This window comes from Clavibacter sp. CT19 (genome assembly GCF_027858075.1).
GTDB lineage: Bacteria > Actinomycetota > Actinomycetes > Actinomycetales > Microbacteriaceae > Clavibacter > Clavibacter tessellarius_A.
This window is the reverse complement of record NZ_JAQHYR010000005.1, coordinates 1-23802: the sequence shown is the minus strand read 5'-3', so window position 1 is coordinate 23802 and position 23802 is coordinate 1. Positions and strand designations below refer to the sequence as shown.

27 protein-coding genes are annotated in these 23802 nt (G+C 74.5%); 13 read left to right on the top strand and 14 right to left on the bottom strand.

What is annotated here, in order from left to right:
• Nucleotides 1–9 precede the first annotated feature (9 nt).
• Both PED38_RS07245 and PED38_RS07240 read left to right on the top strand, forming a co-directional pair.
• Nucleotides 10–501: a helix-turn-helix transcriptional regulator gene (locus PED38_RS07245; protein WP_063070369.1), complete on the top strand. Its 492-nt coding sequence runs from the start codon at nucleotides 10–12 to the stop codon at nucleotides 499–501.
• Nucleotides 498–1811, top strand: a complete 1314-nt coding sequence (locus PED38_RS07240; protein WP_270980567.1) for a HipA domain-containing protein — start codon at nucleotides 498–500, stop codon at nucleotides 1809–1811. Before PED38_RS07245 ends, PED38_RS07240 begins: the two co-directional genes overlap by 4 nt.
• A gap of 80 nt (nucleotides 1812–1891) precedes the next feature.
• On the opposite strand, the gene PED38_RS07235 is transcribed toward PED38_RS07240, so the two are convergent.
• Entirely contained in the window at nucleotides 1892–3517 is a 1626-nt protein-coding gene (locus tag PED38_RS07235; protein ID WP_270980566.1) for a histidine-type phosphatase, read from the bottom strand.
• 201 nt (nucleotides 3518–3718) lie between these two features.
• Between PED38_RS07235 and PED38_RS07230 the strand changes: the two genes are divergently transcribed.
• Entirely contained in the window at nucleotides 3719–4648 is a 930-nt protein-coding gene (locus tag PED38_RS07230; RefSeq protein WP_063070366.1) for an AEC family transporter, read from the top strand.
• On the opposite strand, the gene PED38_RS07225 is transcribed toward PED38_RS07230, so the two are convergent.
• The 3 genes from PED38_RS07225 to PED38_RS07215 form a co-directional block, all read right to left on the bottom strand.
• Nucleotides 4645–4803: a hypothetical protein gene (locus PED38_RS07225; RefSeq protein WP_270980565.1), complete on the bottom strand. Its 159-nt coding sequence runs from the start codon at nucleotides 4801–4803 to the stop codon at nucleotides 4645–4647. The two genes, PED38_RS07230 and PED38_RS07225, sit on opposite strands and share 4 nt — an antisense overlap.
• Nucleotides 4804–4928: 125 nt before the next feature.
• Nucleotides 4929–5405 carry a GNAT family N-acetyltransferase gene (locus PED38_RS07220; protein WP_270980564.1) on the bottom strand — a complete coding sequence of 159 codons (477 nt, stop codon included), beginning with the start codon at nucleotides 5403–5405 and terminating at the stop codon, nucleotides 4929–4931.
• Between the two features lie 98 nt (nucleotides 5406–5503).
• Entirely contained in the window at nucleotides 5504–6466 is a 963-nt protein-coding gene (locus PED38_RS07215; protein ID WP_270980563.1) for an NAD-dependent epimerase/dehydratase family protein, read from the bottom strand.
• 47 nt (nucleotides 6467–6513) lie between these two features.
• On the opposite strand from PED38_RS07215, the gene PED38_RS07210 reads away from it, so the two are divergent.
• Nucleotides 6514–7041 carry a GrpB family protein gene (locus PED38_RS07210; protein WP_063070363.1) on the top strand — a complete coding sequence of 176 codons (528 nt, stop codon included), beginning with the start codon at nucleotides 6514–6516 and terminating at the stop codon, nucleotides 7039–7041.
• A gap of 34 nt (nucleotides 7042–7075) precedes the next feature.
• The gene (locus tag PED38_RS07205; RefSeq protein WP_063070362.1) at nucleotides 7076–7468 is read left to right on the top strand and encodes a hypothetical protein; all 393 of its coding nucleotides are present in this window, start codon (nucleotides 7076–7078) and stop codon (nucleotides 7466–7468) included.
• 183 nt (nucleotides 7469–7651) lie between these two features.
• Here PED38_RS07205 and PED38_RS07200 read toward each other — a convergent pair whose 3' ends face one another.
• From PED38_RS07200 to PED38_RS07190, 3 genes are read right to left on the bottom strand one after another with little or no spacing between them, the layout of a single operon-like run.
• Nucleotides 7652–8404, bottom strand: coding sequence for a hypothetical protein (locus PED38_RS07200; RefSeq protein WP_270980560.1), 753 nt, complete (start codon nucleotides 8402–8404; stop codon nucleotides 7652–7654).
• Nucleotides 8405–8437: 33 nt separating this feature from the next.
• Nucleotides 8438–9313 (bottom strand): endo alpha-1,4 polygalactosaminidase, encoded by an 876-nt coding sequence (locus tag PED38_RS07195; protein ID WP_063070360.1) that lies wholly within the window; start codon nucleotides 9311–9313, stop codon nucleotides 8438–8440.
• Nucleotides 9314–9322: 9 nt separating this feature from the next.
• Complete coding sequence (locus tag PED38_RS07190) at nucleotides 9323–9760, bottom strand: ASCH domain-containing protein (protein ID WP_063070359.1); 438 nt, start codon at nucleotides 9758–9760, stop codon at nucleotides 9323–9325.
• A gap of 112 nt (nucleotides 9761–9872) precedes the next feature.
• Between PED38_RS07190 and PED38_RS07185 the strand changes: the two genes are divergently transcribed.
• Complete coding sequence (locus tag PED38_RS07185; RefSeq protein WP_081234757.1) at nucleotides 9873–10781, top strand: SDR family oxidoreductase; 909 nt, start codon at nucleotides 9873–9875, stop codon at nucleotides 10779–10781.
• Nucleotides 10782–10843: 62 nt separating this feature from the next.
• Here the strand turns inward: PED38_RS07185 and PED38_RS07180 are convergent, their stop codons facing one another.
• The gene (locus PED38_RS07180; RefSeq protein ID WP_270980558.1) at nucleotides 10844–11467 is read right to left on the bottom strand and encodes an MOSC domain-containing protein; all 624 of its coding nucleotides are present in this window, start codon (nucleotides 11465–11467) and stop codon (nucleotides 10844–10846) included.
• A gap of 111 nt (nucleotides 11468–11578) precedes the next feature.
• On the opposite strand from PED38_RS07180, the gene PED38_RS07175 reads away from it, so the two are divergent.
• A complete protein-coding gene (locus PED38_RS07175) occupies nucleotides 11579–13276 on the top strand; it encodes a sensor histidine kinase (RefSeq protein ID WP_063070358.1) in 1698 nt (565 codons plus the stop codon).
• A 455-nt stretch (nucleotides 13277–13731) separates the two neighbouring features.
• Complete coding sequence (locus PED38_RS07170; RefSeq protein WP_270980557.1) at nucleotides 13732–14238, top strand: Hpt domain-containing protein; 507 nt, start codon at nucleotides 13732–13734, stop codon at nucleotides 14236–14238.
• A 192-nt stretch (nucleotides 14239–14430) separates the two neighbouring features.
• Here the strand turns inward: PED38_RS07170 and PED38_RS07165 are convergent, their stop codons facing one another.
• From PED38_RS07165 to PED38_RS07155, 3 genes are all read right to left on the bottom strand, one after another.
• Complete coding sequence (locus PED38_RS07165) at nucleotides 14431–15288, bottom strand: response regulator transcription factor (protein WP_270980556.1); 858 nt, start codon at nucleotides 15286–15288, stop codon at nucleotides 14431–14433.
• Nucleotides 15289–15429: 141 nt separating this feature from the next.
• Entirely contained in the window at nucleotides 15430–16065 is a 636-nt protein-coding gene (locus PED38_RS07160) for a hypothetical protein (protein WP_270980555.1), read from the bottom strand.
• Nucleotides 16066–16156: 91 nt separating this feature from the next.
• Nucleotides 16157–16993 carry an exodeoxyribonuclease III gene (locus tag PED38_RS07155; RefSeq protein WP_270980554.1) on the bottom strand — a complete coding sequence of 279 codons (837 nt, stop codon included), beginning with the start codon at nucleotides 16991–16993 and terminating at the stop codon, nucleotides 16157–16159.
• A 354-nt stretch (nucleotides 16994–17347) separates the two neighbouring features.
• On the opposite strand from PED38_RS07155, the gene PED38_RS07150 reads away from it, so the two are divergent.
• The gene (locus PED38_RS07150) at nucleotides 17348–18265 is read left to right on the top strand and encodes a hypothetical protein (protein WP_270980552.1); all 918 of its coding nucleotides are present in this window, start codon (nucleotides 17348–17350) and stop codon (nucleotides 18263–18265) included.
• A 31-nt stretch (nucleotides 18266–18296) separates the two neighbouring features.
• Here the strand turns inward: PED38_RS07150 and PED38_RS07145 are convergent, their stop codons facing one another.
• From PED38_RS07145 to PED38_RS07135, 3 genes are read right to left on the bottom strand one after another with little or no spacing between them, the layout of a single operon-like run.
• The gene (locus tag PED38_RS07145; protein WP_270980550.1) at nucleotides 18297–18686 is read right to left on the bottom strand and encodes a hypothetical protein; all 390 of its coding nucleotides are present in this window, start codon (nucleotides 18684–18686) and stop codon (nucleotides 18297–18299) included.
• Nucleotides 18683–19297, bottom strand: a complete 615-nt coding sequence (locus PED38_RS07140; protein WP_270980549.1) for an Asp23/Gls24 family envelope stress response protein — start codon at nucleotides 19295–19297, stop codon at nucleotides 18683–18685. Before PED38_RS07140 ends, PED38_RS07145 begins: the two co-directional genes overlap by 4 nt.
• Nucleotides 19294–19848 carry an RNA polymerase sigma factor gene (locus tag PED38_RS07135; RefSeq protein WP_063070351.1) on the bottom strand — a complete coding sequence of 185 codons (555 nt, stop codon included), beginning with the start codon at nucleotides 19846–19848 and terminating at the stop codon, nucleotides 19294–19296. The genes PED38_RS07140 and PED38_RS07135 overlap by 4 nt, the downstream gene beginning before the upstream one ends.
• Nucleotides 19849–19981: 133 nt before the next feature.
• Between PED38_RS07135 and PED38_RS07130 the strand changes: the two genes are divergently transcribed.
• From PED38_RS07130 to PED38_RS07115, 4 genes are all read left to right on the top strand, one after another.
• Nucleotides 19982–20467, top strand: a complete 486-nt coding sequence (locus PED38_RS07130; protein ID WP_270980547.1) for an Asp23/Gls24 family envelope stress response protein — start codon at nucleotides 19982–19984, stop codon at nucleotides 20465–20467.
• Nucleotides 20468–20568: 101 nt separating this feature from the next.
• A complete protein-coding gene (locus PED38_RS07125) occupies nucleotides 20569–21504 on the top strand; it encodes an NAD(P)-dependent oxidoreductase (protein WP_270980544.1) in 936 nt (311 codons plus the stop codon).
• Nucleotides 21505–21570: 66 nt separating this feature from the next.
• Nucleotides 21571–22125, top strand: coding sequence for an orotate phosphoribosyltransferase (pyrE, locus tag PED38_RS07120; protein ID WP_270980542.1), 555 nt, complete (start codon nucleotides 21571–21573; stop codon nucleotides 22123–22125).
• Nucleotides 22125–23802, top strand: a 1678-nt coding sequence (locus PED38_RS07115; protein WP_270980540.1) for a large membrane associated protein, incomplete at its 3' end; no start/stop codon positions are given. The genes pyrE and PED38_RS07115, both read left to right, overlap by 1 nt.

Here is a 23802-nt window from a genome sequence, read left to right as displayed (position 1 = left end):
GGAGCGGGCATGCGCGCTTCGTGGCCGTCGGATCTCGGTCTCGTCGCGCGCCAGCGACGTCTCGATCTGGCCTGGTCGCAGGAGGAGCTGGCGGCGAAGGCGGAGGTGACGCGCCAATGGCTGACGCGCTTCGAGACGGGCAAAGGCGATCCCACCCTCTCGAAGGTGCTCCGCGTCCTCCGGGAACTCGAGTTGCACGTGCATGTCACGCCGGAGGAGCGTGCTGCGCCCCGGCGGCCGCGGGTCACGATCCCGGTCTACGAGCCCGTCGTCCTGGATGCGTCGGACCTCCTCTCCGCCCTCGAGCATCGTTCCCGCCCTGCGTCGCGGGTGAAGGCGCCCGATGGGAAGGCGGTCTCGTCCACGTCGACCGCCATGCACGCCGAGATGGCAGGGGCGCTGGAACGGCTCTCGCGCTCCCAGCAGCAGATGCGCGGACAAGGACAGCTCCCCTCCGGCACCCGGCCTGGCCGCGGGGAAGACCGTGAGGACATGGAGTGATCCGCGTCCTCGACGTGCACCTCTACGGCGAGCTCGTCGCCACGGTGGAGCAGATCCGTCCACGTCATTACGTCCTCGACTACGCCGAAGCGTGGAGCGACGCAGAGGGCCCGCCTGTCTCCCTGTCCCTACCGGTCGTGCAGCGGCGGCATGAAGGGGGGTTGGTGTTCCACTTCGTCGACAACCTGCTGCCGGACAGCGGCCCTGTGCGGGATCGATGGGCGAGGGAAGCGGGCCTCGACGACACGGAGCCGTTCCAGCTCCTCGCCGTGCACGGAGCAGACGTGGCCGGCGCCCTGGAGTTCTACCCGACAGGGGTCGGACGTCGCTCCGCCGGAAGCCCCCATCCGCTCCGTCACGATTCCATCGCGGAGCGCATCCGGGCCATTCGCGATGATCTCCCTGACCCGGCGCTCGTGGGCGGCGAGGCGGGACGTTTCTCTCTCGGCGGCGCGCAAGACAAGTTCGCTCTGGCCCTTCGCGACGGAAAGTGGTTCGCGCCGACCGGCGTGCACCCGTCGACCCACATCTTCAAGCCCAAGGTCGTCGGCCTGGCTGATGGCGAGATCGTCGAGCACGTGACGATGTCGGCGCTCCCGCTGCTCGGCATCCCCGCTGCGCGGACCGAGATGCTGGACTTCGGTGGTGAGAGATCCCTCGTGGTCACCCGCTTCGATCGACGAGCTGCGCCAGATGGCAGCATCACGCGCTTCCATCAAGAGGATCTCGTGCAAGCGACCGGCACGCCACGGCTGAAGAAGTACCAGAGGGACGGCGGCCCCGGATATCGCGACATCCTCGACCAGCTCGACCGCATCCCCGACAGGGAAATCTCCTCGCTCGCGAAGTCCCGCTTCGTCGAGGCGTTCTTCGCGTCGTGGTTCCTGCTGAACACGGATGCGCACGGCAAGAACTTCTCGCTGCGGCATGCGGCCCCCGCATCCGACCTGACGGAGATGTACGACTTCTCCTCCCTGTTGCCCTACGTCCGGCCCCGGGGGGATGCGCCGCGGGACCTGCTCCGCGCCTTCGGTGCGACGCGGATGTCCATGGCCATCGCCGGGCGGTACGAGGCGGAATCGATGGGTGCCTTCGAATGGGCCGCCGTCGCGCGAGAAGCGGGCCTGCTGGGGGATGCGTTCCTCGAGTGGGCCACGGACTTCGTGTCCATCGCGCCCGTCGTGTTCCGGGCGGTGGCGGAGGGCCTGTCCGAGGCGCATCGGACGTCGACGGTCGAGACGCTGCTCGATCGGTTGGAGATCCGCTCCGAGCAAGTGCTGCGCATCCTGAATCGGAAGATCCTCATCTGAGGCAGAGCCCCCGGGGCTGAGCCCGTTCCTCGACGTGATGGAGGGGCTGGTCGCGCCGACGGCGGAGCGTCCGGGGCCGACTAGGGCCGGTGAGGCCGCCGCACCATGCCGACCGCGGTGATCCCCGCCGCCGCCAGCGCGAAGGCCAGCACCGCGAGGAACGGCAGCTCGTCGGCCGACATGCCGGTGGCGGGCAGCTCCGCGCCGTGCGACGACGCGGATCCGGCCGGAGCGACCCCGGCCGCGGATGCGGGGTCGGCGGGAGCGCCCGACGCCACGGGCGCCGCGGCGGCGCCCGTGAGGCAGCGGCGCACCTCGGCGACGTCGTAGAAGAGGGAGCCGGCGGCGATGGGCGCGCAGCCCGCGCGGAACGGGATCGCCCTCTCGTCGTAGAGCATGCGCACGACGGCCCGGCCGTCGGCGGCGCGGTACACGTCCCACTGCACGTTCGCGGCCATGGGCGTGACGGTCTCGCCGCGCCACGCGTTCGTCGCGTAGTCGTACGGCGCCTCGGGCGTGACCTGCTGCGTCGATCCCGGCAGGCCGAGGAGCGCCGCGAACGGGATGATCGTCTCGGCGTGCGCGAACCGGAACGTCGCGGCGGTGGAGGAGCCGGCGAGCCGCGCGTCCATCGAGTCGAGGAAGTCGTCGAGGAGCGGCGTCGCCATCCGGTACGTGATGTCGCTGCCCTGGAACGCCGGGCCCTTCGAGTAGAAGTCCTCCGCGTCGAGCAGGTACGCGAACCACTCGGCGTCGGCGCTCGTGACGTAGCGGTCGAAGTCGACGGAGACCTCGTCGGCCATGTCGGGCGCGATGATGTAGAGGTTGTAGAGCATCATCGCGGCGTCGACCTCGTCGTCGACGGTGGTCTTCCCGTCGCCGCCGTCCACGAAGCGGTAGCTGCCCGCGGCGAGGCGGTCGACGAACGCGGGCGTGTAGATGCGCTCGAGCGTGCGGCGGGCGACCTCGTGGCTGCGCGGCTGGTCGGTGATGGCGGCGACCGCGGCGGTCACCGCGGGGCCGTCCTCGTACGCCTGGTAGTCGGCGTTCGCGTCCGACTTGTGGAAGTACAGCGTGTCCGGGTCCTTCGCGATGTCCTTCGGCAGGTGCGAGGCGAGGAGCGGATCCGCCGACGTCAGGCCCTTCGCGAACGCCTTCCCCGACGCGGTGGCGCGCGCCTCGCCCGAGCTCTCGAGCGCGATGGCGTCGGATCCCGCGTCGACGCCGGCGAACAGCGCCGGGAGCCGCTGGACGACCCGGCTCCCGATGCCGCGGTGCTGGTCCGCGCCCTGACCGGTGAGGTTGCCGTAGCCGAGCTTCCGGTTCGCGGCCGTGAGCTTCTGGACCTCCGGGCCGAGCGTCTGCCCGAGCGTCGTGAGCGCGCCCTCGGAGCGGGCCTGCTCCCACACCTGCGTGGTCAGCGAGTCGTACTTGAAGCTCGACAGCGCACGCGACCCGTGGCGCGCGACCGACTCCGTGTACACCGGCACGAAGCCGGCGGGCGCGGGCGCCAGGTCGGCAGGTGACCCCTGCGGCGCGTACGGGGTCTTGCTGCTGTAGTGCGGGCGGTCGCCGGACGCGGCGGTCCCCGCGCCGGTCCCGGCGCCCGCGCCCGTGGCGGCGAGGGCGGGTAGCGCGGATCCGCCGACGGCGAGCCCCAGCGCGAGGACGAGGGAGGCGGGCAGGCGGAGGGAGCGGAGGGGCATGGGTTCCTGGCGGAGCGGGCGCGGCGCGACGGCGCCGGCGGGGGAGCGGTCGCGGTCGCGACGCTCCCGACGCTATGCGGTGACGGTGACGCGTCGGGGCCCGGCCGGTGTCCCGGCGCTGAACGCCGGACGGGCTCGCGCGTGTCGGCGCCGCCCGCGAGCGCCCGTAGGGTGGAGGCGACGCGTGGCGAGGGGAGCCGGATGATCGGGGTGCTGACCGGGTTCGCCATCATCGGCTTCATCATCGCCGTGGGCTACGCCGTCGGCCGCTCGGGCCTCGCGGGGCCGGGCGCGCAGCACTCCCTCAACCGCGTCGCGTTCTTCGTCGCGACGCCCGCGCTCCTCTTCACGGTGCTCGCGAAGGCCGACCTGCACGTCGTGTTCTCGTCGTTCCTGCTCGCGTCGGCGTCCGCGGTGGCCGTCGCGGCGGTGCTGTACCTCGTCGTGGCGCGGATCCTGTTCCGCCGTCCGGTGGCGGAGACCACCATCGGCGCGGCCTCGGCGAGCTACGTGAACGCCAACAACATCGGCCTGCCCGTCGCGATCTACGTGCTCGGCGACGCGCAGCTGGTCGCGCCCGTGCTGCTGCTCCAGCTGCTGGTGCTCGCGCCGACCACGCTCACCATCCTCGACATCTCGAGCCGCGGATCCGCGTCGGTGGTCGGCATCCTCACGCAGCCGCTGCGGAACCCGATGATCATCGCGTCGCTGCTCGGCATTCTCATCGCGGTGACGGGGCTGCCGGTGCCCGACGCGGTGTACGAGCCGTTCCGGCTGATCGGCGGCGCGGCGATCCCCATCGTGCTGATGGCGTTCGGCATGTCGCTCGTGGGGCGGAAGCCGCTCGCGCCGGGATCGGGGCGGGGCGAGATCGTGGTGGCGTCGGCGATCAAGACCGTGGTCATGCCGCTCGCCGCGTTCCTGCTGGCCCGCTTCGCCTTCCACCTCGATGCCGAGCAGACGTTCGCCGCGACCGTGATCGCGGGACTGCCGACGGCGCAGAACATCTTCAACTTCGCCTCGCGCTACGAGCGCGGCGTGGTGCTGGCGCGCGACACGGTGCTCATCACGACCGTCACGTCGATCCCGGTGCTGCTGGTGATCGCGGCGCTGCTCGCCCCCGGGACCTAGCGGCGGCGGGTCGCGGCGGCGCGCTGGGCGGCGCGCTTCTGCGAGCGCTTGGCCAGCTGGGCCTTGCCCTTGGCCCTGGCGGCCTTGCCCTGGCGGCTGCGCAGGAACCGGCGGATGACGGGGACGGCGACGAACAGGAAGCGGATCAGCGGCATGGTGCTCCTCGGGTGCTCTGCGGGATCCGGTGGGAGCCCGCTCCTCGACCCTGCCAGGGACGGCCCGCGACGACCGGGTCGGCGGCGGATCCGACGGGGATCGGCCAGGCCTGTCGCGGTGCGCGTCAGAGCGCCTTCCGCATCTGCTGGGCCGTCACCCCGTATCCCGCCGACGCGTACAGGGCGATGGCGACGCGGTTCGCGCCGAAGACGTTGAGGGCCAGCGCCGGGACGCCGGCGGCGCGCGTCGCGTCCTCCACCGCGGCGAGGAGCGCCCGGCCGTACCCGGATCCGCGCCGCGACGGGTCCACCAGGAACTCGAAGAGGAACGCCGTGTCCGGCGAGCCGTTCGGGTGGTCGAGCGCGACCCAGGCGCTGCCGACCCCGACGCCGTCCTCGTCGAGCCCGCGCAGGAGCAGGGTGCGCGGCGTCGCGATCCCCTCGGGGAGCAGCCGGGCGGTCTCCGCGGCGGAGAGGCGGCGGGCGTCCGCGGCGGACCAGATCCCCGCCTCGACCTGGCGCTCGGCGTAGTCCTCCTCCGCGGCGAGGAGCATCTCGGCGAGCTCGGTCGGGGTCTGGGGGCGCACGGTCACGACGGGCATGCCGGCATCGTGGCAGGTCGGCGCGGGCGACGGGTCGGGCGTCCACGGGCTGCGCCCCGCGCCCCGCGACCGCGCCTCGCGACCGCGTGGATGCGCGCTCAGTCGCGCCGACGGACCCCGTCGCGGACCCACGCGACCTCCTCGCGCAGGAGCTCCGCGCCCGGGCCGACCGGCGCGTAGCGGAGCGCGAGGGACGCCCGGGTGTCGAGCACGATCGGGTGCGGCGCGGCCCACGGGTGCGCCCCGCCCTCGGCACCCGGCTCCAGCGGCACGATGCGGCCGCGCCAGCCGAGCTCATCGGCGATCACCCGGACGATCTCGGCGGCCGTGAGCGGATCCGGGTCGGCCGAGTTCAGGATCCGCGCGCCCGGCACGTCGGCCACCCGCGCGATGAGCGCCGCCGCGTTGGCCGCGGCCGTGAGGTGGTCGACGGAGGCGCCGCGGTCGGCGAGCTCGACGGTCCCGGCGCCGCCGAGCATCCGCTCGACGATGCCGCGCGTGCGGGCGTTCCGCGCCCACCGGCCGTGCACCTTGGAGGGCCGGATCACCGTGACGGCGAGCCCGCTGTCGAGCGCCGCGCGCTCCACGGCCACCTTCGACGGCGCGTAGCCCTCGCGCGTGAAGGGGTCGGTGCCGGGCGCGGCGGGCGCGAGCGTGGGCGTCGACTCCGGCATCGGCACGGGGAAGCGCGGCGGCTCGTCGCCGTTGACGTGCCGGCCCTCCGCGTCGACGTGCACCGCGCGGGAGGACGCGACGACCACGGATCCGCTCGCCCGCATCACCGGGAGCAGCGCCTCGACGTCGGCCGCGGTGAAGGCCGCGAGGTCGACGAGCAGGTCGACCCCGTCGCCCGCGAGCCGCTCGATGCCGCGCGCGTCGGCGCGGTCGACCGCGTGGAAGCGGACGCCGAGCGCGGTCAGCTCGGCGGGCATGCCGAGCGGATCCCGGCCGGTCACGTCGACCGTCCAGCCGTCGCGCGCGAGCCGGGCGGCCGTCGCGCCGCCGATCGCGCCGGTGCCGCCGAGCAGGAGCGCGCGCCGCGCGGAGGGGGAGGAGGGCATGGTGGTCGAGCCTAGGGGCGGCCGGGTCCGTCGCTAGGGTGGGCGCGATGATCCGCCTCGAGGAGCACGACCCGGCGTGGGCGGAGGCGTTCCGCGCCGAGGCCGAGCGGATCCGCGGGGCCGCCGGCGACGCGCTCACGGCCGTCGAGCACATCGGCAGCACGGCCGTGCCGGGACTCCGCGCCAAGCCCGTCCTCGACCTGGCCGCCGCCGCCGCACCGGGCGTCGACCCGTTCGGGCTCGACCCGGAGCTGCATCCGCTCGGCTACGCGCAGCACCGCACCGGCCCGCGGAACCACGGCGTGCACGTGCGGATGGCGGGTGGCGTGCGGACGCACATCCTCCACGTGTTCGCGGCCGAGACGTGGGCGACGTGCCCGCAGCGCCTCCTCCGCGACCGGCTCCTGCGCGATCCCGACGCCCGGCGCCGCTACGACGCGCTCAAGGCGCGGCTCGCCGCGACCGCCGAGGACGGGCTCGCCTACACGGCGGGCAAGACCGCGCTCGTGGAGGAGCTGGTGAACGCCGAGCGCGCCGACCGCGGACTGCCGCCGGTGCGGGTCGGCGACAAGTGACGCGGGGCGCGCACCCGTGCGCCAGGATGTGCGCATGCCCCTCCACGACTCCGAGGCCCGCCTGATCGACGCGGCCGAGGCGCTCGCCCGGACGCTGGGCGCCGACCCGGACCACACCATGGCGGCCGCGGCCCTCGACGCGGCGGGCCGCATCCACCTCGGCGTCAACGTGCTGCACTTCACGGGCGGACCGTGCGCGGAGCTCGTCGCGCTGGGTGCCGCCGTCGCGGCGCACGCCGGACCGCTCGTGGCGATGGCGGCCGTGGGCGACGGCGGTCGCGGCGTCGCCCCGCCGTGCGGTCGCTGCCGCCAGGTGATGCTGGACCTCCAGCCCGGCATCCGCGTGGCCGTGCCCGGTGCCGACGGGCCGGAGATGGTCGCGATCCGCGACCTGCTGCCGGTCTCGTACGCGCGACCCGAGGAGTAGCCGACCCCTTCCGGATCCGGTTCGGCGGGCGCGCGCGCCGCAACGGCGGCCAGTGGTGGAGAGCTCCGGAAATCGAACCAGACGAGGCGCCCCGATAGGCGCGCTCCCCGAACAGCACACAACCTATCGCATCCGCCGTCGCTCGCCGGTCCGCGGATCGGGAGAGGACGACGCGGTCCCGCGTCACCCGACGGTGCGCATCCGGACCGTCTCGCCGTCGGCCTCCAGCTCGAAGGTCAGCGTGGTGCCGAGCGGGAACGCGTCGCGGAGCTCCTGCGGCTGGTCGGCCGTGATGACGATCGCGGTGCGGGCGGGGACGGCGCCGGTCGCGCAGCCGGCCGGACCGCTCACCGCCCCGTCCTGCTCCGCGGGCCCGGCGACCAGGCAGATCTCCTCGACCCCCGTGGACGACTCGATCATCGGCACGCGCGCCACCGAGATCCCGTGGAACGGCGCGAAGAGGGAGCCCTTCGCGATGGTTCCGGTGTCGACCGACAGGTAGGTCGCGTTGTCGGGCACCGGCGGCGGCTCCAGCGCGAGCTCCGCGACCGTGTCGCGATCGTCGTCGAGCCACCACGCGGTCGCGCCCGCGGAGGCGAGCGCGGCGATCACGACCGAGGCGGCCCACACGGCGGCGAGGCGCGGGCGGATGCGCGGCCGGCGCGCACCGTGACGCGGCGGCGCGTCCGCGGGTCCGCCGTCGCGGGCGTCGTCGACGTGCGGGTCGTCGTCGGTGCCCGGGTCATCCGTGCGCGGATCGTCGCCGTCGCCGGCCTCGGGATCCGCCGTCCGCTCGCGTCGCGCGCGCCCGCGCCCCTCCAGCTCCCGGAGCCGCGCGAGCGCGTCGGCGTCGCCCGGTTCCGCGTCCGGCCCGAAGACCCGGCGGCGCAGCTCCACGAGCTCCGCGATCTCCGCGCGCCGGTCGTCGTCGTCCATCCCCGCATCGTGTCACGGGGCGCCGGGATCCGCTCAGCAGGCGGCGAACGCGTATCCGTCCTCGCTCGCCGGCACCAGGTCGCGGTCGCGCACGATGGCGCGGGGCGCGGGGTCCAGCGCCAGGATCCGCGCGCACGCGCCCTCGACCGTGTCGCGCAGGTCGTCGGTGTACTCGACGTCGAGCACGTGCGGTCCGTAGACGGCCGTGTACGCCGCGCACTCCTTCCAGCGGTCGCACTCCTCGGCGATGGCGAAGTCGAAGCCGGCTTCGTCCCGGCCGCGCGCGCCGATGTCGGTGGTGTTCTTCTGCGCGACGGCGAGGCCCCGCCCGTGCGCGTGATCCACGAGCAGGGTCGCGAGGGCGAGCGCGTCGTCCTCGTCGAGCGCCCCCTCGGACCTGTTCCACGAGTCGAGGTTGTCGAACTCCACGGCCTGGAAGCCGGCGTCGGCGCAGCGATCGACCGCCGTCGCCTGCCGGGCGGCGATGGCCGTGCGCTTCGCGGCGGTCGAGGTGTCGAGGAGGAACTCGTCGTCCCAGTTCGGGTCGACGAGCGGCCCGTCGTCGCCCTGCACCAGGAGGTCGTCGGGCCAGGTCTCGCCCGGCTGCGTCTGGAACCCGTTGACGTAGCAGACGCCGTACGCGCCCGCGGCGGGCTCGTCCGTGCTGTCGCGCACGACGATGCCCGCGCCCGCGGGCACGGGGGAGGCGCCGCCGAGCTGGTAGTCGAAGCCGGTCCCCACGGGCGGGAGGGTGATGCCCACGGTGGTCTCCGTCGCGAGCACGCCGGTCGCCGGGGCCGAGCGGGCCTCGCCGGTCGGGGCCGAGGCCGGGCGCGGATCCGCGGACGCGCAGCCCGACAGGGCGACGAGAGCGGCAGTCACGAGGGCGGCGGAGAGGAGGGGGCGCATGACCCGACCCTAGGCGGGTCGATCCGCCGTGCCCACCACCCGGAAGCGCTCCATGACGATCTCGGTGTCGTCGTCGAGGCGGAACCCCGCGGGCAGCTCCGCCACGACCTCGGGCGACGTCCAGAACTCCTCGTGGCCGTCCCGCCACTCGGCGACCGTCGTGAAGCCCTCACCCTCGTCCACCGCGTGCGCGAGCGGCACGTCGGCCAGCCGGCGGATCTCCACGGCCGTCGTCTCGGTCACGAGCACCGGCCGCCCCTCCGAGTCGATGACGGTGCCGCGGGATCCGACGACCGGCAGCTCCTCGCCGTCGACCGCGTACTGGATGAGCAGCGAGCTCGTCGAGGTCTTCTCGCCCGACACGATCGCCGCCACGAGCTGATCCCGCAGCGGCCCCGGGAACGCGAACTCGACGGTCGGGAGGTCGGACTCGGGCGTCGTCGTCATGCACCGATCGTAGGAGCGCACGGCCGACGACCCCTCCGCCTCCCCCGGACGCCGCGCGCTCGCCGGGCCAGGGTGGAAGGGACCCCACGACCGACCAAGGAAGGCGCATCCCATGAGCGAGATCCGCAACGGCGGCAACCAGTACGAGATCCAGGACCCGATCGCGCAGTACCCGTCCCCGCCGTTCCCGCAGCAGGAGCAGACGGGCCCCGGCGACGAGCTGAGATTCGAGCCGACCCCCGACCACGGCCAGGACAGCTACGTCGGCTTCGGCCGCCTGAAGGGCCGCAAGGTGCTCATCACGGGCGCCGACTCCGGCATCGGCAAGGCCGTCGCCATCGCGTTCGCGCGCGAGGGCGCCGACATCGCGCTCAACTTCCTCGACGAGGAGCTCGAGGACGCGCGCGACACCGCATCCACCATCGAGGCCGACGGGCGCACCGCCGCGCTCGTGCCCGGCGACATCTCCGACGAGACGACCTGCCAGGACATCGTCCAGGCCTCGGTCGACGCGCTCGGCGGCCTCGACTGCCTCGTGATGGTGGCCGGCTACCAGCGCAACGAGGACGACATCCTCGACCTCGACTCCGAGCAGCTCGACCGCACGATGAAGACGAACGTCTACTCGCTGTTCTGGCTGAGCAAGGCCGTGATCCCGCACCTGCCCAAGGGCGGGAGCATCATCACGACCAGCTCGTCGCAGGCGTACCAGCCGAGCCCCGACAAGATCGACTACGCCGTCTCGAAGGGCGCGATCCGCAACTTCACGCAGGGGCTCGCGCAGCAGCTCGCGCCGAAGGGGATCCGCGTCAACTCGGTCGCGCCCGGCCCGTTCTGGACGGTGCTCCAGCCCGTCGGCCAGTCGGCGTCGGACGTCGAGGAGTTCGGATCCCAGTCGGTCTACGGCCGCCCCGGCCAGCCGGCGGAGATCGCGGCGACGTACGTGTTCCTCGCGAGCCAGGAGTCGAGCTTCACGAGCGGCGAGACGATCGCGGTCACGGGCGGCACGCCCGTCCACTAGGGCGGATCCGCGGAACCGCGCGGCGCGGCGCACGGGCGTCGGCCGCCGCGCGGCGGGGCGCGTCAGAACAGGCGCACCCCGTCGCGCGGCGCGTCCCCGCGCGGCGCGTCCCCGCGGGTCGCTCCGCGCGGGGCGGGCTCGCCGGGCACGCCCTCCACAGGCCGCTCGGTGCGGAGGACGGCGGGTCCCACCGTGAGGATCCCGTCCCCGAGCGGCTCGCAGCGCACGCCGCCCCGGCCGCGCAGCGCGCGGAAGGCGCCGGGCGCGAGCATCACGTCCATCCACGCGCACGGGTTCGCGGGCCGGTGCCCCTGGAACTCCACGGGTCCGTCGCCCGAGTCGAGGCTGAAGCGCATGCCGCGGAGCGCGTCGACGGGGGCGCCGCGGAGCAGCACGTTCCGCCGCGTCTCGACCGGATCCAGTCCGCTCTCGACACCGAGCTCCTCCGCCACGCGCTCCACCGCCTCGACCGCCATCACCGTGACCGCGGCTGTGCGGTGCGCGCGCTGGCCGAAGTAGCGGTCGCCTACGATTCCGAGGCCGGCCCGGATCCGCACGCTGCGGCGCGACGGGGGCTCTCCCGGCTCGTCCCGAGGGCCGTCCGCCGGCCGCCCCTCGAGGCGGTGCACGGGGGAGGCCACGAGGTGCGCGATCTCCACGCGGCGCTCGTGGGGCAGATCGGTCATCCGTCGACCCTACGGCCCCCCTTATCACGGGGTACAGGCGTCCGGGGCGGATCCTCCACCGCCGGTTAGGATCGACGAGCGGCACGGGGATGACCGCAACCGGGGGGTCACGTGAGCGAGCAGGCCCCCTCCGCCGTACGGCGCGACCGTGCCTCCCGCCTCCCCGCCGCGCTCCGCAGCATGACGCTCTCGAAGCCGCTGCACGCGCAGATGCCCTTCATCCTGAGCCTCGCGGTCGTCGGGCTCGTCGCGGGCCTGGGCGACCTCGCCTCGGTGGCCGACCCGGGGTTCGTGGTGGGCGCCGTGATCGCGGTCCTCGTCACGGTGGCCGCCGCGGCCGTGCCGTGGCACCGCGTCGACGGGGGCTGGGTCGCGCTCCTGCCGATGCTCGACTTCGTCGCGCTCGCCCTCTGCCACGACGCCATCCGCGCGCAGGTGCCGTCGACGTCGTTCCTCCTCGTCTTCCCCGTCGTCTGGCTCGCGTACGCGTTCGCGCTGCACGTGCTCTGGCTGGGCGCCATCGGCACGGCGGTGGTCCTCGCGCTCCCCTTCATCCGATCCGGCTCGCTGCCCTCGAACACCACCGAGTGGTCGCACCTCGTCGTGCTGCCCGTCGTGATGCTGCTCGTCGCCGTCGCCGTGAACCTCCTCGCGCAGCAGCTGTTCCGACAGCACGCGCGCCTGGAGGAGATCGAGCGCGAGCTGACCGCCACGCTCGACGACCTGCAGCAGCGGAACACGATCATCGACGGTGTGCTCGACGCCATCGACGACACGGTGGTGGTGCTCGACCCGACCGGGCGGATCATGCTGCGGAACCGGGCGTCGGTGGAGCTGATGACGCTCGCCGACCCCCTCGACCCGGCCGACCCGATCATCGGCGGCCTGGTCTACGAGGAGGACCGCACCACGGTCGTGCCGCCCGAGCGGCAGATGGTCGCGCGGGCCCGCGCGGGCGAGGCCATGGCGCGGCAGGTGTACTGGGTGGGCGACGGCGGCGCGCAGAAGGCCGTGCTCGCCTCCGTCTCGCCGCTCGTCGCCGCGGACGGGCGCTCCCTCGGCATGGTCGTCGTGAGCACCGACGTCACGGCCCTCGCCCTAGCCGTCACCGAGCGCGAGGAGTTCGTGGCGAGCGTCTCGCACGAGCTGAAGACGCCGCTCACCTCGATCCTCGGCTACATCGAGCTCATCGCCGACGACCTGGTCGAGGACGACCTGGAGGACCGCATCACGGCGGCCCGCCTCGCCATCGTGGAGCGGAACGCGCAGCGCCTCCTCGGCCTCATCGGCGACCTGCTCACGGCGGCGCAGCACCGGCTCGCCGTGAACCGCAACCTCGTCGACGTCGGCGAGATCGTGGAGAACGCGCTCGACGTGATCCGGCCGCATGCGCGCTCGAGCGGCGTCGCGCTCGTGGAGCCCGAGTACGAGGAGCTCGTGGCCGAGGTGGACGCCGTGCGCATCGGCCAGGTGCTCGACAACCTCCTCAGCAACGCGGTGAAGTACACGCCGGAGGGCGGCACGGTCACGACCGAGGTCGGCGTGGAAGGCGACCAGCTGCACCTCTGCGTGAGCGACGACGGCGTGGGCATGTCCGAGGACGACACGGCCCAGCTCTTCACGCGCTTCTTCCGCACCAGCTCCGCGCGCGCCAGCACGGTCGCGGGCGTCGGGCTCGGCCTCAGCATCACGCGCTCCATCGTCGACGCGCACGACGGGCGGATCGAGGTGGAGAGCGCCGTGGGCGTCGGCACCACCATGCGGGTCCGGATCCCGCTCCGCGTCCGGCCGCCGGCCCCGGGATCCTGAGCCCCGGCGTGCCCCGCCTCGGTCCGCCCTGCCATGGGCGCGCCGACTTGAGCTGATCTTGTCCACAACTTGAGTCGAACCGGCATGCGGCGCTGGCAGGCTCGTGCCACGGCGGGCCTCCCACCCGTCCGACACGAGCGATCGAAGGACCGGATGACCCCCCACGACCACCCCGCGAGCGGCACCCGAGCCGCGCGCACCGGGTGCCGTACCGGGTCCGCGGATGCGCTGACGGTACCCGCCGTCGGCCTGGCCGGTCCTTCCGCTCCGCTCGTCGGCGGCCGGGCGTGAACGCCCATGCCGCCCGTGCCCCGCAGCTCCCCCCGCTCCTCGACGTCCGCGTCCTGGAGCAGCTGCTGGTCGAGCTGTCGGACGTGCCCGGTCCCGCCCGACTGTCCGTCGTCCCCCCGACGGACACCCCCGCTGCGTCTCCCGGCGTACCCGCACCAGGAGACGTGACCCCGCAGCGCGGCCACCCCGAGCCGCGCCGCGGGAACCCGTCGTCCGGATCCCCCCGTCCGGACGACCGCCTCGCGTCCCGTGGTGCCCCCGCACCGGGACGCGGGCAGGCGCCGGCCGGGTCCCCCCGCCCGGTCGGCGCCCCCTCGCGCGCGCTGCAGGCCGCCGAGCCGCACGCGCTCCCGGACGCCGAGCACGCCTGCATCGCCTTCCTGCGCTTCTACGTCGACCTGTGGCCGAGCCGCTGGGACCGCCTCGCGCACGCGGTGGCCGACGGCGACCGCGACGCGGCCCTCGACGCCTGCCTCAGCGTCAAGTCCTCGGCCGCGATGGTGGGCGCGCTCCGCCTGAGCGCGGCGGCCGCCCAGCTCGAGTCGGCCATCCGCGGCGGGCGTCCGGAGGCGGCGCGGTTCCTCCTCGCCGGCATCGGCGAGACGGGGGAGCGGAGCATGGACGCGATGCGGTCCTGGATCCGCGCCTCGTCCGGGGCCGCGCCCGACTGAGGCCGCCCCACCAGACCCGTGCCCGCGGCCGACCCGACGGTCGAGGTGCACGCCCGACCGGCTCCCGCGACAGGCCGGATCGGATGACGGGACCGGGATCCCACCCGAGGGGACCCCGATCCACGGCGCAGCCGCCGCGGAGCCCACCGGCTCCGCGGCGGCCTCGCGCGCCCGCGTCCGGTCGCCCCGGTGTCAGTCGCGCGGCGGCGCGAGCCGGTAGCCGACGCCGCGCACCGTCTGGACCCACCGCGCCTGACGCGGGTCGTCGTGCAGCTTCCGGCGGAGGTTGCCGAGGTGCACCTCGACGGCGCGCTCCTCCGGCTCGGTGGAGGAGGAGACGGCGTACGGGCCGCCGCGGATGTCGCGCACGAGGTCGCCCTTGGTGCGCACCCGGCCGCCGCTCGCGAGGATGGAGGCGAGCAGGTCGAACTCCGTGCGGGTGAGGTCGACCTGCTCGCCGTCGACCGTGACGTGGCGGGTGCCCCCGTCGAGCACGAGGCCGTTGTGGCGGAGGACGTCGGCGTCCGCGTCGTCGTCGGGCGCGGCGTCGGTGGGGAGCGCGGGCGACACCGTCGTGGTGGTGGCGAACGCGGCGGGCTGGACGGGCTCGTCCGCGGGATCCGCGGCGTCGGCGGCCGGGGAGGCGGGAGCCGCCGGAGCCGCGGGGGAGTCGCCGCCGCCGCGCGGGCGCCGCATCATCGCCGAGATGCGGGCGCGGAGCTCGCGCGGCCGGAAGGGCTTCACGATGTAGTCGTCGGCGCCGGCCTCGAGGCCGAGCAGGGTGTCGACCTCCTCGCCCTGCGCCGTGAGCATGACGATGTACGCGTCGCTCACGAGGCGGATCCGGCGCGCGGCCTCGAAGCCGTCGAAGTCGGGCAGGCCCACGTCGAGCGTGATGACGTCGGGCGCGACCTCCGCGGCGAGGCGGACGCCCTCGGACGCGGTCCCGGCGGAGTGCACCGCGAAGCCGCCCTGGCGCAGGACCACCTCGAGCAGCTGGCGGATGTCGCCGTCGTCCTCGATGACCAGAGCCACTCGTCCGCTGTCCACTACGCCCCCTCGCATGCCGCGTGGTGCGGCCGATCCCCCGGATCCGCGTCGAGCGCGTCCGGCCTCCCACGCTAGCGGAACGGCGGTGCGGCGCCCGCGCCGCCGGAGCGCCCGCTCGGGACGGTGTATGCGGCTCCCGGGTCAGGTGACGGGCGAGGATCCGGGCACGGCCACGAGCACGAGCACCGCGCCGAGGACGTACGCCGCGAGCGACGCGGCCACCCCGATCAGGAGCACGAGCCACGGCCGGGTGCGCCCCCGGATCATGCCGACGAGGGCGACGAGGAGCGCGATGCCCGTGAGGAGCAGCGGGCCGGCGACGGCGAGCCCGTAGCCGAGCGTGAACAGGGTGTCGTCGCAGACGTACGCGTCCACGTCGCAGGCGTCGGTGACGAAGATGAGGCCCAGTCCGTACGCGGCCACGGCCCCGCCGATCAGGGCGGCCACGAGCATGCCGACCGCGGTGGTGACGAGCACGCGGCGGTCCACCCGGCGGATCCAGCGCGGCAGCCAGGCGGGGCCCGGCAGGTCCTCGTCGCGGCGGTGGCGGGCGGCGTCGCGGCGGTCGCGGGTGGCGTCGCGCGCGACGTCCCGCTCCGACGGGCGGCGGATGACCTCGGTCTCGGCCGGGTCCCGGACCGTCCGGCGCGGGACGGCGGGGACGGCCGCCTTCGGCGGAGTCGGCAGGCGTCGGGCGCGGGCGGGCGCGACGGCGGAGCGGCGTCCGCGGTCGGCGCGGCGACCGCGCTCGGGGGTCGCGTCGTCGTCGGAGGTCACGCCACGAGACTACGGGGCACGCCCCTGGGCGCCGGAATCGGAATCGGGAGCGGCCATCGGCTCGCGGGTCCGGCCGGGGCCGCGGCGCGGATCAGAAGATCATCGGCCGGTCGTCGTCGAGCTCGGTCTCCACGTCGAGGTCGACGGCCACCGGCACATGGTCGCTCGGGCCGTCGCCCTTGCGCTCGTCGCGGTGGATGCGGGGCGCGTCCACGAGCTCCGCGAACCGCGCGCTGCCGAGGATGAAGTCGATCCGCATGCCCTCGTCGCGCGGGAACCGCAGCTGCTGGTAGTCCCAGTACGTGTAGCCCTCGGGGATCGACGGGCGCACGACGTCGGCGAGCCCGGCCTCGAGGAACGCGGCGAACGCGGCGCGCTCGGGCTCCGAGGTGTGCGTCTTGCCCTCGAAGAGCGCCGGATCCCACACGTCGGTGTCGAGCGGCGCCACGTTCCAGTCGCCCATGAGCGCGAGCGGCGTCTCCGGATCCGCCGCGAGCCAGGCGCGCGTGTCGGCAGCCAGCGCCTCGAGCCACTCGAGCTTGTAGGAGTAGTGCGGGTCGTCGAGCCCGCGGCCGTTGGGCACGTAGAGGCTCCACAGGCGGATGCCCGCGACGGTCGCGCCCATCGCGCGTGCCTCGAGCGGCGGCTGGCCGGTCGCGTCGGGCTTGCCGAACCTCGGCATCCCCTCGAACGTCGTCACGACGTCCTCGAGCGGCAGGCGGCTCGCGATCGCGACGCCGTTCCACTGGCTGAGGCCGTGCACGTCGACCTCGTACCCGGCCTCCTCGAACGCCGCCATCGGGAACTGCTCGGGCTTGCACTTGATCTCCTGCATGGCCAGCACGTCGACGTCCTCGCGCACGAGCCAGTCGACGACGCGGCCCACGCGGGTGCGGATGGAGTTGACGTTCCAGGTGGCGACGCGCATGCGTCCACGGTACCGGGAGCGGGGGACCGGCCCGGCCGCGCGCGTGCCCGGTCGACAGAACACACGGACTGTCGGTCGTCTCCGTTATTGATGAGGGGCATGAGCAGATGGGCGGATCCCCAGAACATGGTCGTGGCGATCGGACCCGGAGGGACCGCGATCGACATACGCAGACCTGGGCAGTATGACCGCTGGCATTCCACGGAGTCCCGCGAAGGCTTGAGATGCATGGACTGCGATCGACCTGTGCACCCGAGGCGTCTTCATCGAGGGACGTCTTCTCAACGCGACATCCTGGCCCACACACCGCGACCGGACGAGGGCCCGGGCCTCGCGGAGGAGCAGTGTGCGGAGATGCGCGGAAGACGACGAGGGGGAGGGTGGAAGAGGGCGCTGGTCTCCGCCGTCGACGAGCATGCGCGCTCCCTCGGATACGAGACCGTCGTCGCGCCGAAGTTGGCGGCGGGGCATGTCGATCTCCTTGTGCGCACGCCGCAGGTACTTCACCTCATCCGAATCGAGCTGGAGAACGTCGAGGGGGAGGAAGCTGCCCGCGAGCACGACATCATCCGGCGGTACAGGGAGCCCCAGCGCTCCACCAGGGTTCTATGGCTGACATACGACTGCCATTGGGTCGACACGCGCATCCCCGCGTTCGGAGTGCGGCTCGTGACCGACACCTCCCGGCCGGAGGACGCGCTCGACGTCGGCGGCCTGAGCGCGATAGTCGACGCCGGGATCCTCCAGCCCGATCGGCATCAGATGCTGCGTCAGCCCGCAGTCAGTCAGTTCGGGCTAGCGCTCGTGCTCCAGCAGTACCTGGCAGGGAAGCTCCACCACGACATCGCCGGTGGCGTGGAGCGCACGGCCTATTACGGCTGGGCCAGCACCGGTAAGTGGCTTCAGATGATGCAGGCGCTCGTGCGTCGGAACCGTGCTCTGGGCAGAGAGATCCGAGACAGGATCGAGGAGCGTGACGCTGCCCTTCGCTCCGCCTCGATCGTTGAAGGAGATCTCGCGAAAGCGACATGTCGCCTTGACGAGATGAAGATCGAGCTTGCGACGGGAGAGCAGCAGCTTGCGACGAGAGAACAGCAGCTTGCGACGAGAGAACAGCAGCTCGCGGCGAGAGATCAGCAACTCGCGGCGCTGGAAAGACGGCATTCGCAAGCAAAGGACTGCCTCAGGGCAGTGGAGGTGCTGCGCGGCACTACTTTCGGGCGTATTTATCTCCGCCGAGTCCCCGTGTACGCGGAGAAACCGTCGGACTAGCTGGTGTCACCCTCTGACGACGTCCTCGTGATCAGCCGATGCTGCCGACGCGCACCGTGACGGTCGCGAGCGCCGCGGCGTCCGCGCCGACGGCCTCGGCGAGGCGCGCGCGGATCGCGTCGACGGCGGCGCGCGCGGTGTCGCTGGCGCGGCCCGCCGCATCCACCGCGATGGACGCCTGCACGAGCACGGTGCCCTCGCCGGTCTCGACGGTGACGAGCTGCTCGGTCGCGGTCGAGGATCCGGCGACGACGCCCTCCACGACCTGCTGGGCGGCGAGCAGCATTGGCGAGCGCGGCGCGAAGACGTCGGCGACGCCCGCGACCCCGCGGAGCACCGTGGTGAGGTCGCGGGACAGGGCGGCGGGGTCCGGGAGCGGGCCGGTGCCGGGCGCCGCGGACGCGTCGTCGTCGAGGGTCATCGTGCTGCCTCCTCCTCGGGCGCGGGTGGCGCCTGCACGTCCACCACGGTCACGTCGATGCCCTCGACGCGCAGCTCGGTGTGCCGGAGCAGGGCCGCGTGGACCCGCTCGCGCACGCGCTGCGCCAGCTCGGGCAGCGGATCCCCCCACACGACGCTCATGGTGAGCGCGACCCGGACCGGCTCGCCGGCGCGCGTCACGTCCCCGTCGAGCGTGCAGCGGCCGATGAGCACGCCCGGCACCTCGTCGCCCGCCTGCCGCACGAGGGTGCGCACGGCGCCCTCGGTGAGCGCGAGGCTGACCCCCGGATCCGGGTGGGAGAGCGGGATGTCGCGTCCGGCGCGCGACTCGCGGCTGATGTGCGCGAGCACGCCGCGGAAGAAGTCGTCGCCCGGGGCCTCGGCCTCCTCGGCCTCGGCCTCCACGAGCTCGCGGCCGAGGTCGCGCATGTGCTCGAGGGCGCGGAGCGCGTTGCGGATGTCGGGGTCGTCCTCGTACGCGGCGATGCGCGGGGTGCGCCCGCGGTCGAGGTAGTCGGCGAGGGCAGCCATGTCGAGGGGCTCGCCGTCGGCGTCGAGGGCGGGTCCCCCGTGCGGTCCGGTGCCGCTCATCGCCACGCCTCCATGCTCGTCATCACCGTGGTGCGCGCCCGGGACAGCCGGCCGCGGATGGTCGAGGGCGTCGCGCCCAGCCTCTCGGCGATCTCCTCGTAGGAGAAGCCTCCCACCTCGCGCAGCATCCACACCTCGCGCTGCTCGCGCGGCAGGGCGTCGAGGACGACCGCCAGCGCGCGCATCTGCGACGACGTCTCGGCATCGCGCTCCGGCGAGGTGAGCCGGTCGGCGATCTCGTGGTCGTCGATGTCGTCGGCGGGGCGGCGCGCACGGATCCGGTCGAGGGACTTGCGGCTGACGATCTGCAGCAGCCAGCTCTTCACGCGGTCCGGCTTCTCGAGCGTGGGCAGCCGGTCCCACGCGGTGATGAGCGCCTCCTGCACCGCGTCGTCCGCGTCGGCGCGGGATCCGGTGAGCCGGATGGCGAAGGCCCGCATGTAGGAGGCGTGCCGGCGGACCAGGACCTCGAAGGCCCGGGTGTCGCCGTCGGCCGCGCGCTCGGCGAGGATCCCGTCGCCCGCGTCCTGCAGGGAGGAGGAGAGGGCCATGCCGTACCTCCGTGTGCGCTGGGAGACGAGCCGGGTCCGGGTCCGGTCCGTGACGAACCGGGGACGAGCCGCGTCTGATCCATGAGTACCACAGCAGACGCCCGTCCGACGGGCCCCGACGGTGAGGAACCGCATGAGCGACACGAACCCCAGCACCAGCCCCAGCACCCCCGCTCCCACCCCGGCCGACGTCACGCGCGTCGCGCCGGCATCCTCCGGCACCGTCTCCTCCGGGGCGCTCGCCGAGGGCGACACGGTCGTCGCCGACGGCGTCGTCGCGAAGGTCGCGGGCCTCGCGATCCGCGACATCCCCGGCGTGCACGCGCTCGGCGGCGGCGCGGCCCGCGTCATCGGCCAGCTCCGCGACCGCATCGGCCAGACCGACCTCACGCAGGGCGTCTCGGTCGAGACCGAAGAGTCCGGCGTCGCGTTCCAGGTGACGCTCGTCGCCGAATACGGCGTGCCGCTCCAGCAGGTCGCCGCCGACGTGCGCGCCGCCATCACGGACGCCGTCACCGAGCTCGTGGGCCGGCCGGTCACGCGGGTCGACGTGACGATCGCCGACATCGTGCTGCCGGGCGAGGGCTCCGACGACGACGCCGAGGCGCCCGCGGTCTGAGCCGTCCGCACCGCCCGACAGGCCGTCGATCCCCGCGATCGGCGGCCCGTCGTCATGCGCGGGCGCGATGGTCTCCGATCCGGCGGGCGTACCGTCGGGGGATGACCGACGACACCGCTGCCGCGCCCGCCTCCGCCCCCGCATCTGACGGGCCGCCCCGCGTGGCGCTGCTCGGCACCGGCGTGATGGGCTCCGGCATGAGCCGCTCGATCCTCCGCGCGGGCCTCCCGCTCACGGTCTGGAACCGCAGCGCCGAGAGGGCCGCGCCCCTCGCGGACCACGGCGCGACCGTCGCGGAGAGCGCCGCCGACGCGGTGCGCGACGCCGACATCGTGGTGGTCATGCTGTTCGACCACGACGCCGTGCTCGAGGTCCTCGCCGACGTCGCGCCCGCGCTCCGCCCCGGCGCCGTGGTGCTCCAGTCGTCCACCGTGGGCGTCGAGGGCACCCGCCGGATCGCCGCGCTCGCCGCCGAGCACGGCATCCGGTTCGTGGACGCGCCCGTCCTCGGCACGCGCGGCCCCGCCGAGCAGGGCCTCCTCGTGCACCTCGTCTCCGGATCCGAGGACGACCTCGCCGTCGCGCGCCCCGTCCTCGAGGCGACCGGCTCGCGCACGGTGGTCGCCGGGTCCACCGCCGGTCCCGGATCCGCCCTCAAGCTCGCCTGCAACGCCTGGATCGCGTCCATCACCGCTGCGACGGGCCAGTCGCTCGGCCTCGCGCAGCTGCTCGGCGTCGAGCCGCGCCTCTTCCTCGACGCGATCGCGGGCGGCGCCGCCGACACCCCGTACGCGCACCTCAAGGGCGGGTCGATGCTCGCGGGCGAGCTCGCGCCGTCGTTCGCGCTCGACGGCCTGCTCAAGGACGTGACGCTCATGCTCGCCGCGCTCGACGGCGCCGACGCGCACGACTTCGACACCGCGATGCTCGAGGCGCTCCGCGAGACGTACGCGGAGGCGTCCGCCGCGGGCCACGGCGGCGACGACGTGGCGGCGGTGGGCACGGTGTTCGGCCTGCCGACCGCATCCGGCAGCTGATCCGCGTCGCGTCGCGCCCGCCCGTCGCACCTGTCGGCGCGGGCCCCCGCCCGTAGGATCGGCTGCGTGACGACCTCCGACGCGCGCCAGCAGCTCATCGCCCACATCAAGGAGGACGCCGTCTTCCACGGCGACTTCACCCTGACGAGCGGCAAGAAGGCGACCTACTACGTCGACCTGCGCCGCGTGAGCCTCGACCACCGCGTCGCGCCGCTCATCGGGCAGGTCATGCTCGACCTCATCGCCGAGGTGCCCGACGTCGCCGCCGTCGGCGGGCTGACCATGGGCGCGGATCCCATCGCCGCCGCGATCCTTCACCAGGGCGCCGCGGTCGGCCGCGGCTACGACGCGTTCGTCGTCCGCAAGGAGCCCAAGGACCACGGCCGCGGCCGCCAGGTCGAGGGGCCCGACCTCCAGGGCAAGCGCGTCATCGTCGTCGAGGACACCTCCACCACCGGCGGATCCCCGCTGAAGGCCATCGAGGCGCTCGAGAAGGTGGGCGCGGAGATCGCCGCGGTCGCCGTGGTCGTCGACCGCTCGACCGACGCCCGCGCGGTCATCGAGGCCGCCGGCCACCGCTACCTCTACGCCATCGGCCTCGAGGACCTGGGGCTCGCGTAGTGGACGGGCAGGCGCCTCCCGGCGGCGGATCCGGCCGCGACCGCGACCGCGACGACGACCCCTTCGCCGTCCGTCCCGCGACGGACGCCGACCGGGAGCGGCCCGTCCGCCCGCTGGCGCCGACCGGCTGGGGCGGCATCGAGGGCGTCGAGCCCGAGCCCGCCGACCGCGACGACGCGGAGCAGGCGGAGGCCGATGAGATCGCCGCCGCGCAGGAGGAGGGCATCGACCCCGCTCCCGCCGACGCGCCGCAGGCCCCGGCGGACGACATCCTCGCCGGCATCGCCCCGCTCGACGCGACCGAGGACGCCGACCGGATCGCCCCGCTCGACCAGGCGGACGCCTCCGCCGAGGCCGACCCCGCTGACGACGCGCCCGGCCCGGCGCCCGAGCCGGAGATCGCCGCGGCACCCGGCATCGCCGACGAGCTCGAGTTCGCGGGCGAGCCCGACCCCGGGTACGTCCCGGCGCCCGTGGACCTGCCCGCCGGGACCGTGCCGGCGGATGCGCCGCCGTCCGATGCCACGCTGCCGGATGCGCCGACGTCCGACGCGCCGCCGTCCGGCGAGGTGCTGTCCGGCGAGCTGGAGTCGGATCCCGAGCCCGTCGACGACGCGACCGCCGAGCTCGTGCTCGAGCCCATCGCGGACGGGGACGGCGTCGAGCGCCTCCCGGAGCCCGATGCCGACGGCGCCGTGGAGTCCGCCGTGGTGGACGCCGAGCTCGTCGAGGAGCCGGCCGCCGAGATGCCCGCGGAGACGCCCGCCGACGACCTCGTGGACCTCACGCCCCGCGTCGACGAGGGCCTCGACGAGGACGCCGGGGTCGTCGACGATCCGGTGGGCGCGGCGGATGCCGCCGGCCGCGCCGACACCGCGGGGCCGGCCGCGATCGAGGCGGCGCACGACGGGGACGCCGAGCCTGCCGCTGCCGCTGCCGCTGCCGCTGCTGACGGTGACGCAGCGGAGCGCGACGACGCCTCCGCCCCGCTCGCGCCCGCCGCCGCAGCCGCGCGTGCCGCCGCCATGGCGTGGGCCGCCGGTGCCCCGGTGGCGGCGCCCGCTCCGTCCGAAGCCGCCGCTGCCGCTGTCGCCGCTGTCGCCCCGGCGGACGCCGCGTCGTCGGGCCCCGCTCCCGTCGCGGACGGGGCCCGCCCGTCCGACGGCGATCCCGCCCCGGCCGACGCCGACGAGCACCGTGACGCCCCGGGCTCGCCCGTCGCCGACGACCGTGACGACCGCGATCCCGTCGCGTCCGACGCCGAGCCCGTCGACGCCATCGCGCTCCTCTTCGGCGATGTCGACGATGACGAGGACGCGGACCGCCGCGTCACCGAGGCCGACCATCCCGAGCAGGACGGCGACGAGGACCGCACGCGCGTCCTCCCGACCGTCGGCGCGGTCGGCGCGGCCGCCGCAGTCGCCGGTGCCGCCGCCCCGGCCGCGCACCCGGACCGCGACGCCCCCACGGTCGCCGTGCCCGCGTCCCCGCGTCCCGACGCGGCGCCGGCGCCGGCCTCGCGTCCCGACGCCGCATCCGCATCCGCGCCCGTCCCGCCTCCGTCCGCCGCGCCGCCCGCACCCCCCCCCCCCCCACCCCCCCCCCCCCCCCCCCCCCCCCCCCGGCCGGCGGCCCCCCCCCCCCCCCCCCCCCCCCCCCCCGCCCGCGTCACCGTCA

What these genes read in the sequence shown, in the direction of transcription:
- PED38_RS07150 (WP_270980552.1), top strand. Translation starts at nt 17,348, where the DNA reads ATGCGCGGAAGACGACGAGGGGGAGGGTGGAAGAGGGCGCTGGTCTCC.
- PED38_RS07195 (WP_063070360.1), bottom strand. Translation starts at nt 9,313, where the DNA reads ATGCGCCCCCTCCTCTCCGCCGCCCTCGTGACTGCCGCTCTCGTCGCC.
- PED38_RS07230 (WP_063070366.1), top strand. Translation starts at nt 3,719, where the DNA reads ATGATCGGGGTGCTGACCGGGTTCGCCATCATCGGCTTCATCATCGCC.
- PED38_RS07200 (WP_270980560.1), bottom strand. Translation starts at nt 8,404, where the DNA reads ATGGACGACGACGACCGGCGCGCGGAGATCGCGGAGCTCGTGGAGCTG.
- PED38_RS07125 (WP_270980544.1), top strand. Translation starts at nt 20,569, where the DNA reads ATGACCGACGACACCGCTGCCGCGCCCGCCTCCGCCCCCGCATCTGAC.
- PED38_RS07130 (WP_270980547.1), top strand. Translation starts at nt 19,982, where the DNA reads ATGAGCGACACGAACCCCAGCACCAGCCCCAGCACCCCCGCTCCCACC.
- PED38_RS07210 (WP_063070363.1), top strand. Translation starts at nt 6,514, where the DNA reads ATGATCCGCCTCGAGGAGCACGACCCGGCGTGGGCGGAGGCGTTCCGC.
- PED38_RS07140 (WP_270980549.1), bottom strand. Translation starts at nt 19,297, where the DNA reads ATGAGCGGCACCGGACCGCACGGGGGACCCGCCCTCGACGCCGACGGC.
- PED38_RS07155 (WP_270980554.1), bottom strand. Translation starts at nt 16,993, where the DNA reads ATGCGCGTCGCCACCTGGAACGTCAACTCCATCCGCACCCGCGTGGGC.
- PED38_RS07135 (WP_063070351.1), bottom strand. Translation starts at nt 19,848, where the DNA reads ATGGCCCTCTCCTCCTCCCTGCAGGACGCGGGCGACGGGATCCTCGCC.
- PED38_RS07145 (WP_270980550.1), bottom strand. Translation starts at nt 18,686, where the DNA reads ATGACCCTCGACGACGACGCGTCCGCGGCGCCCGGCACCGGCCCGCTC.
- PED38_RS07205 (WP_063070362.1), top strand. Translation starts at nt 7,076, where the DNA reads ATGCCCCTCCACGACTCCGAGGCCCGCCTGATCGACGCGGCCGAGGCG.
- PED38_RS07220 (WP_270980564.1), bottom strand. Translation starts at nt 5,405, where the DNA reads ATGCCCGTCGTGACCGTGCGCCCCCAGACCCCGACCGAGCTCGCCGAG.
- PED38_RS07180 (WP_270980558.1), bottom strand. Translation starts at nt 11,467, where the DNA reads ATGACCGATCTGCCCCACGAGCGCCGCGTGGAGATCGCGCACCTCGTG.
- PED38_RS07235 (WP_270980566.1), bottom strand. Translation starts at nt 3,517, where the DNA reads ATGCCCCTCCGCTCCCTCCGCCTGCCCGCCTCCCTCGTCCTCGCGCTG.
- PED38_RS07190 (WP_063070359.1), bottom strand. Translation starts at nt 9,760, where the DNA reads ATGACGACGACGCCCGAGTCCGACCTCCCGACCGTCGAGTTCGCGTTC.
- PED38_RS07225 (WP_270980565.1), bottom strand. Translation starts at nt 4,803, where the DNA reads ATGCCGCTGATCCGCTTCCTGTTCGTCGCCGTCCCCGTCATCCGCCGG.
- PED38_RS07245 (WP_063070369.1), top strand. Translation starts at nt 10, where the DNA reads ATGCGCGCTTCGTGGCCGTCGGATCTCGGTCTCGTCGCGCGCCAGCGA.
- PED38_RS07215 (WP_270980563.1), bottom strand. Translation starts at nt 6,466, where the DNA reads ATGCCCTCCTCCCCCTCCGCGCGGCGCGCGCTCCTGCTCGGCGGCACC.
- PED38_RS07185 (WP_081234757.1), top strand. Translation starts at nt 9,873, where the DNA reads ATGAGCGAGATCCGCAACGGCGGCAACCAGTACGAGATCCAGGACCCG.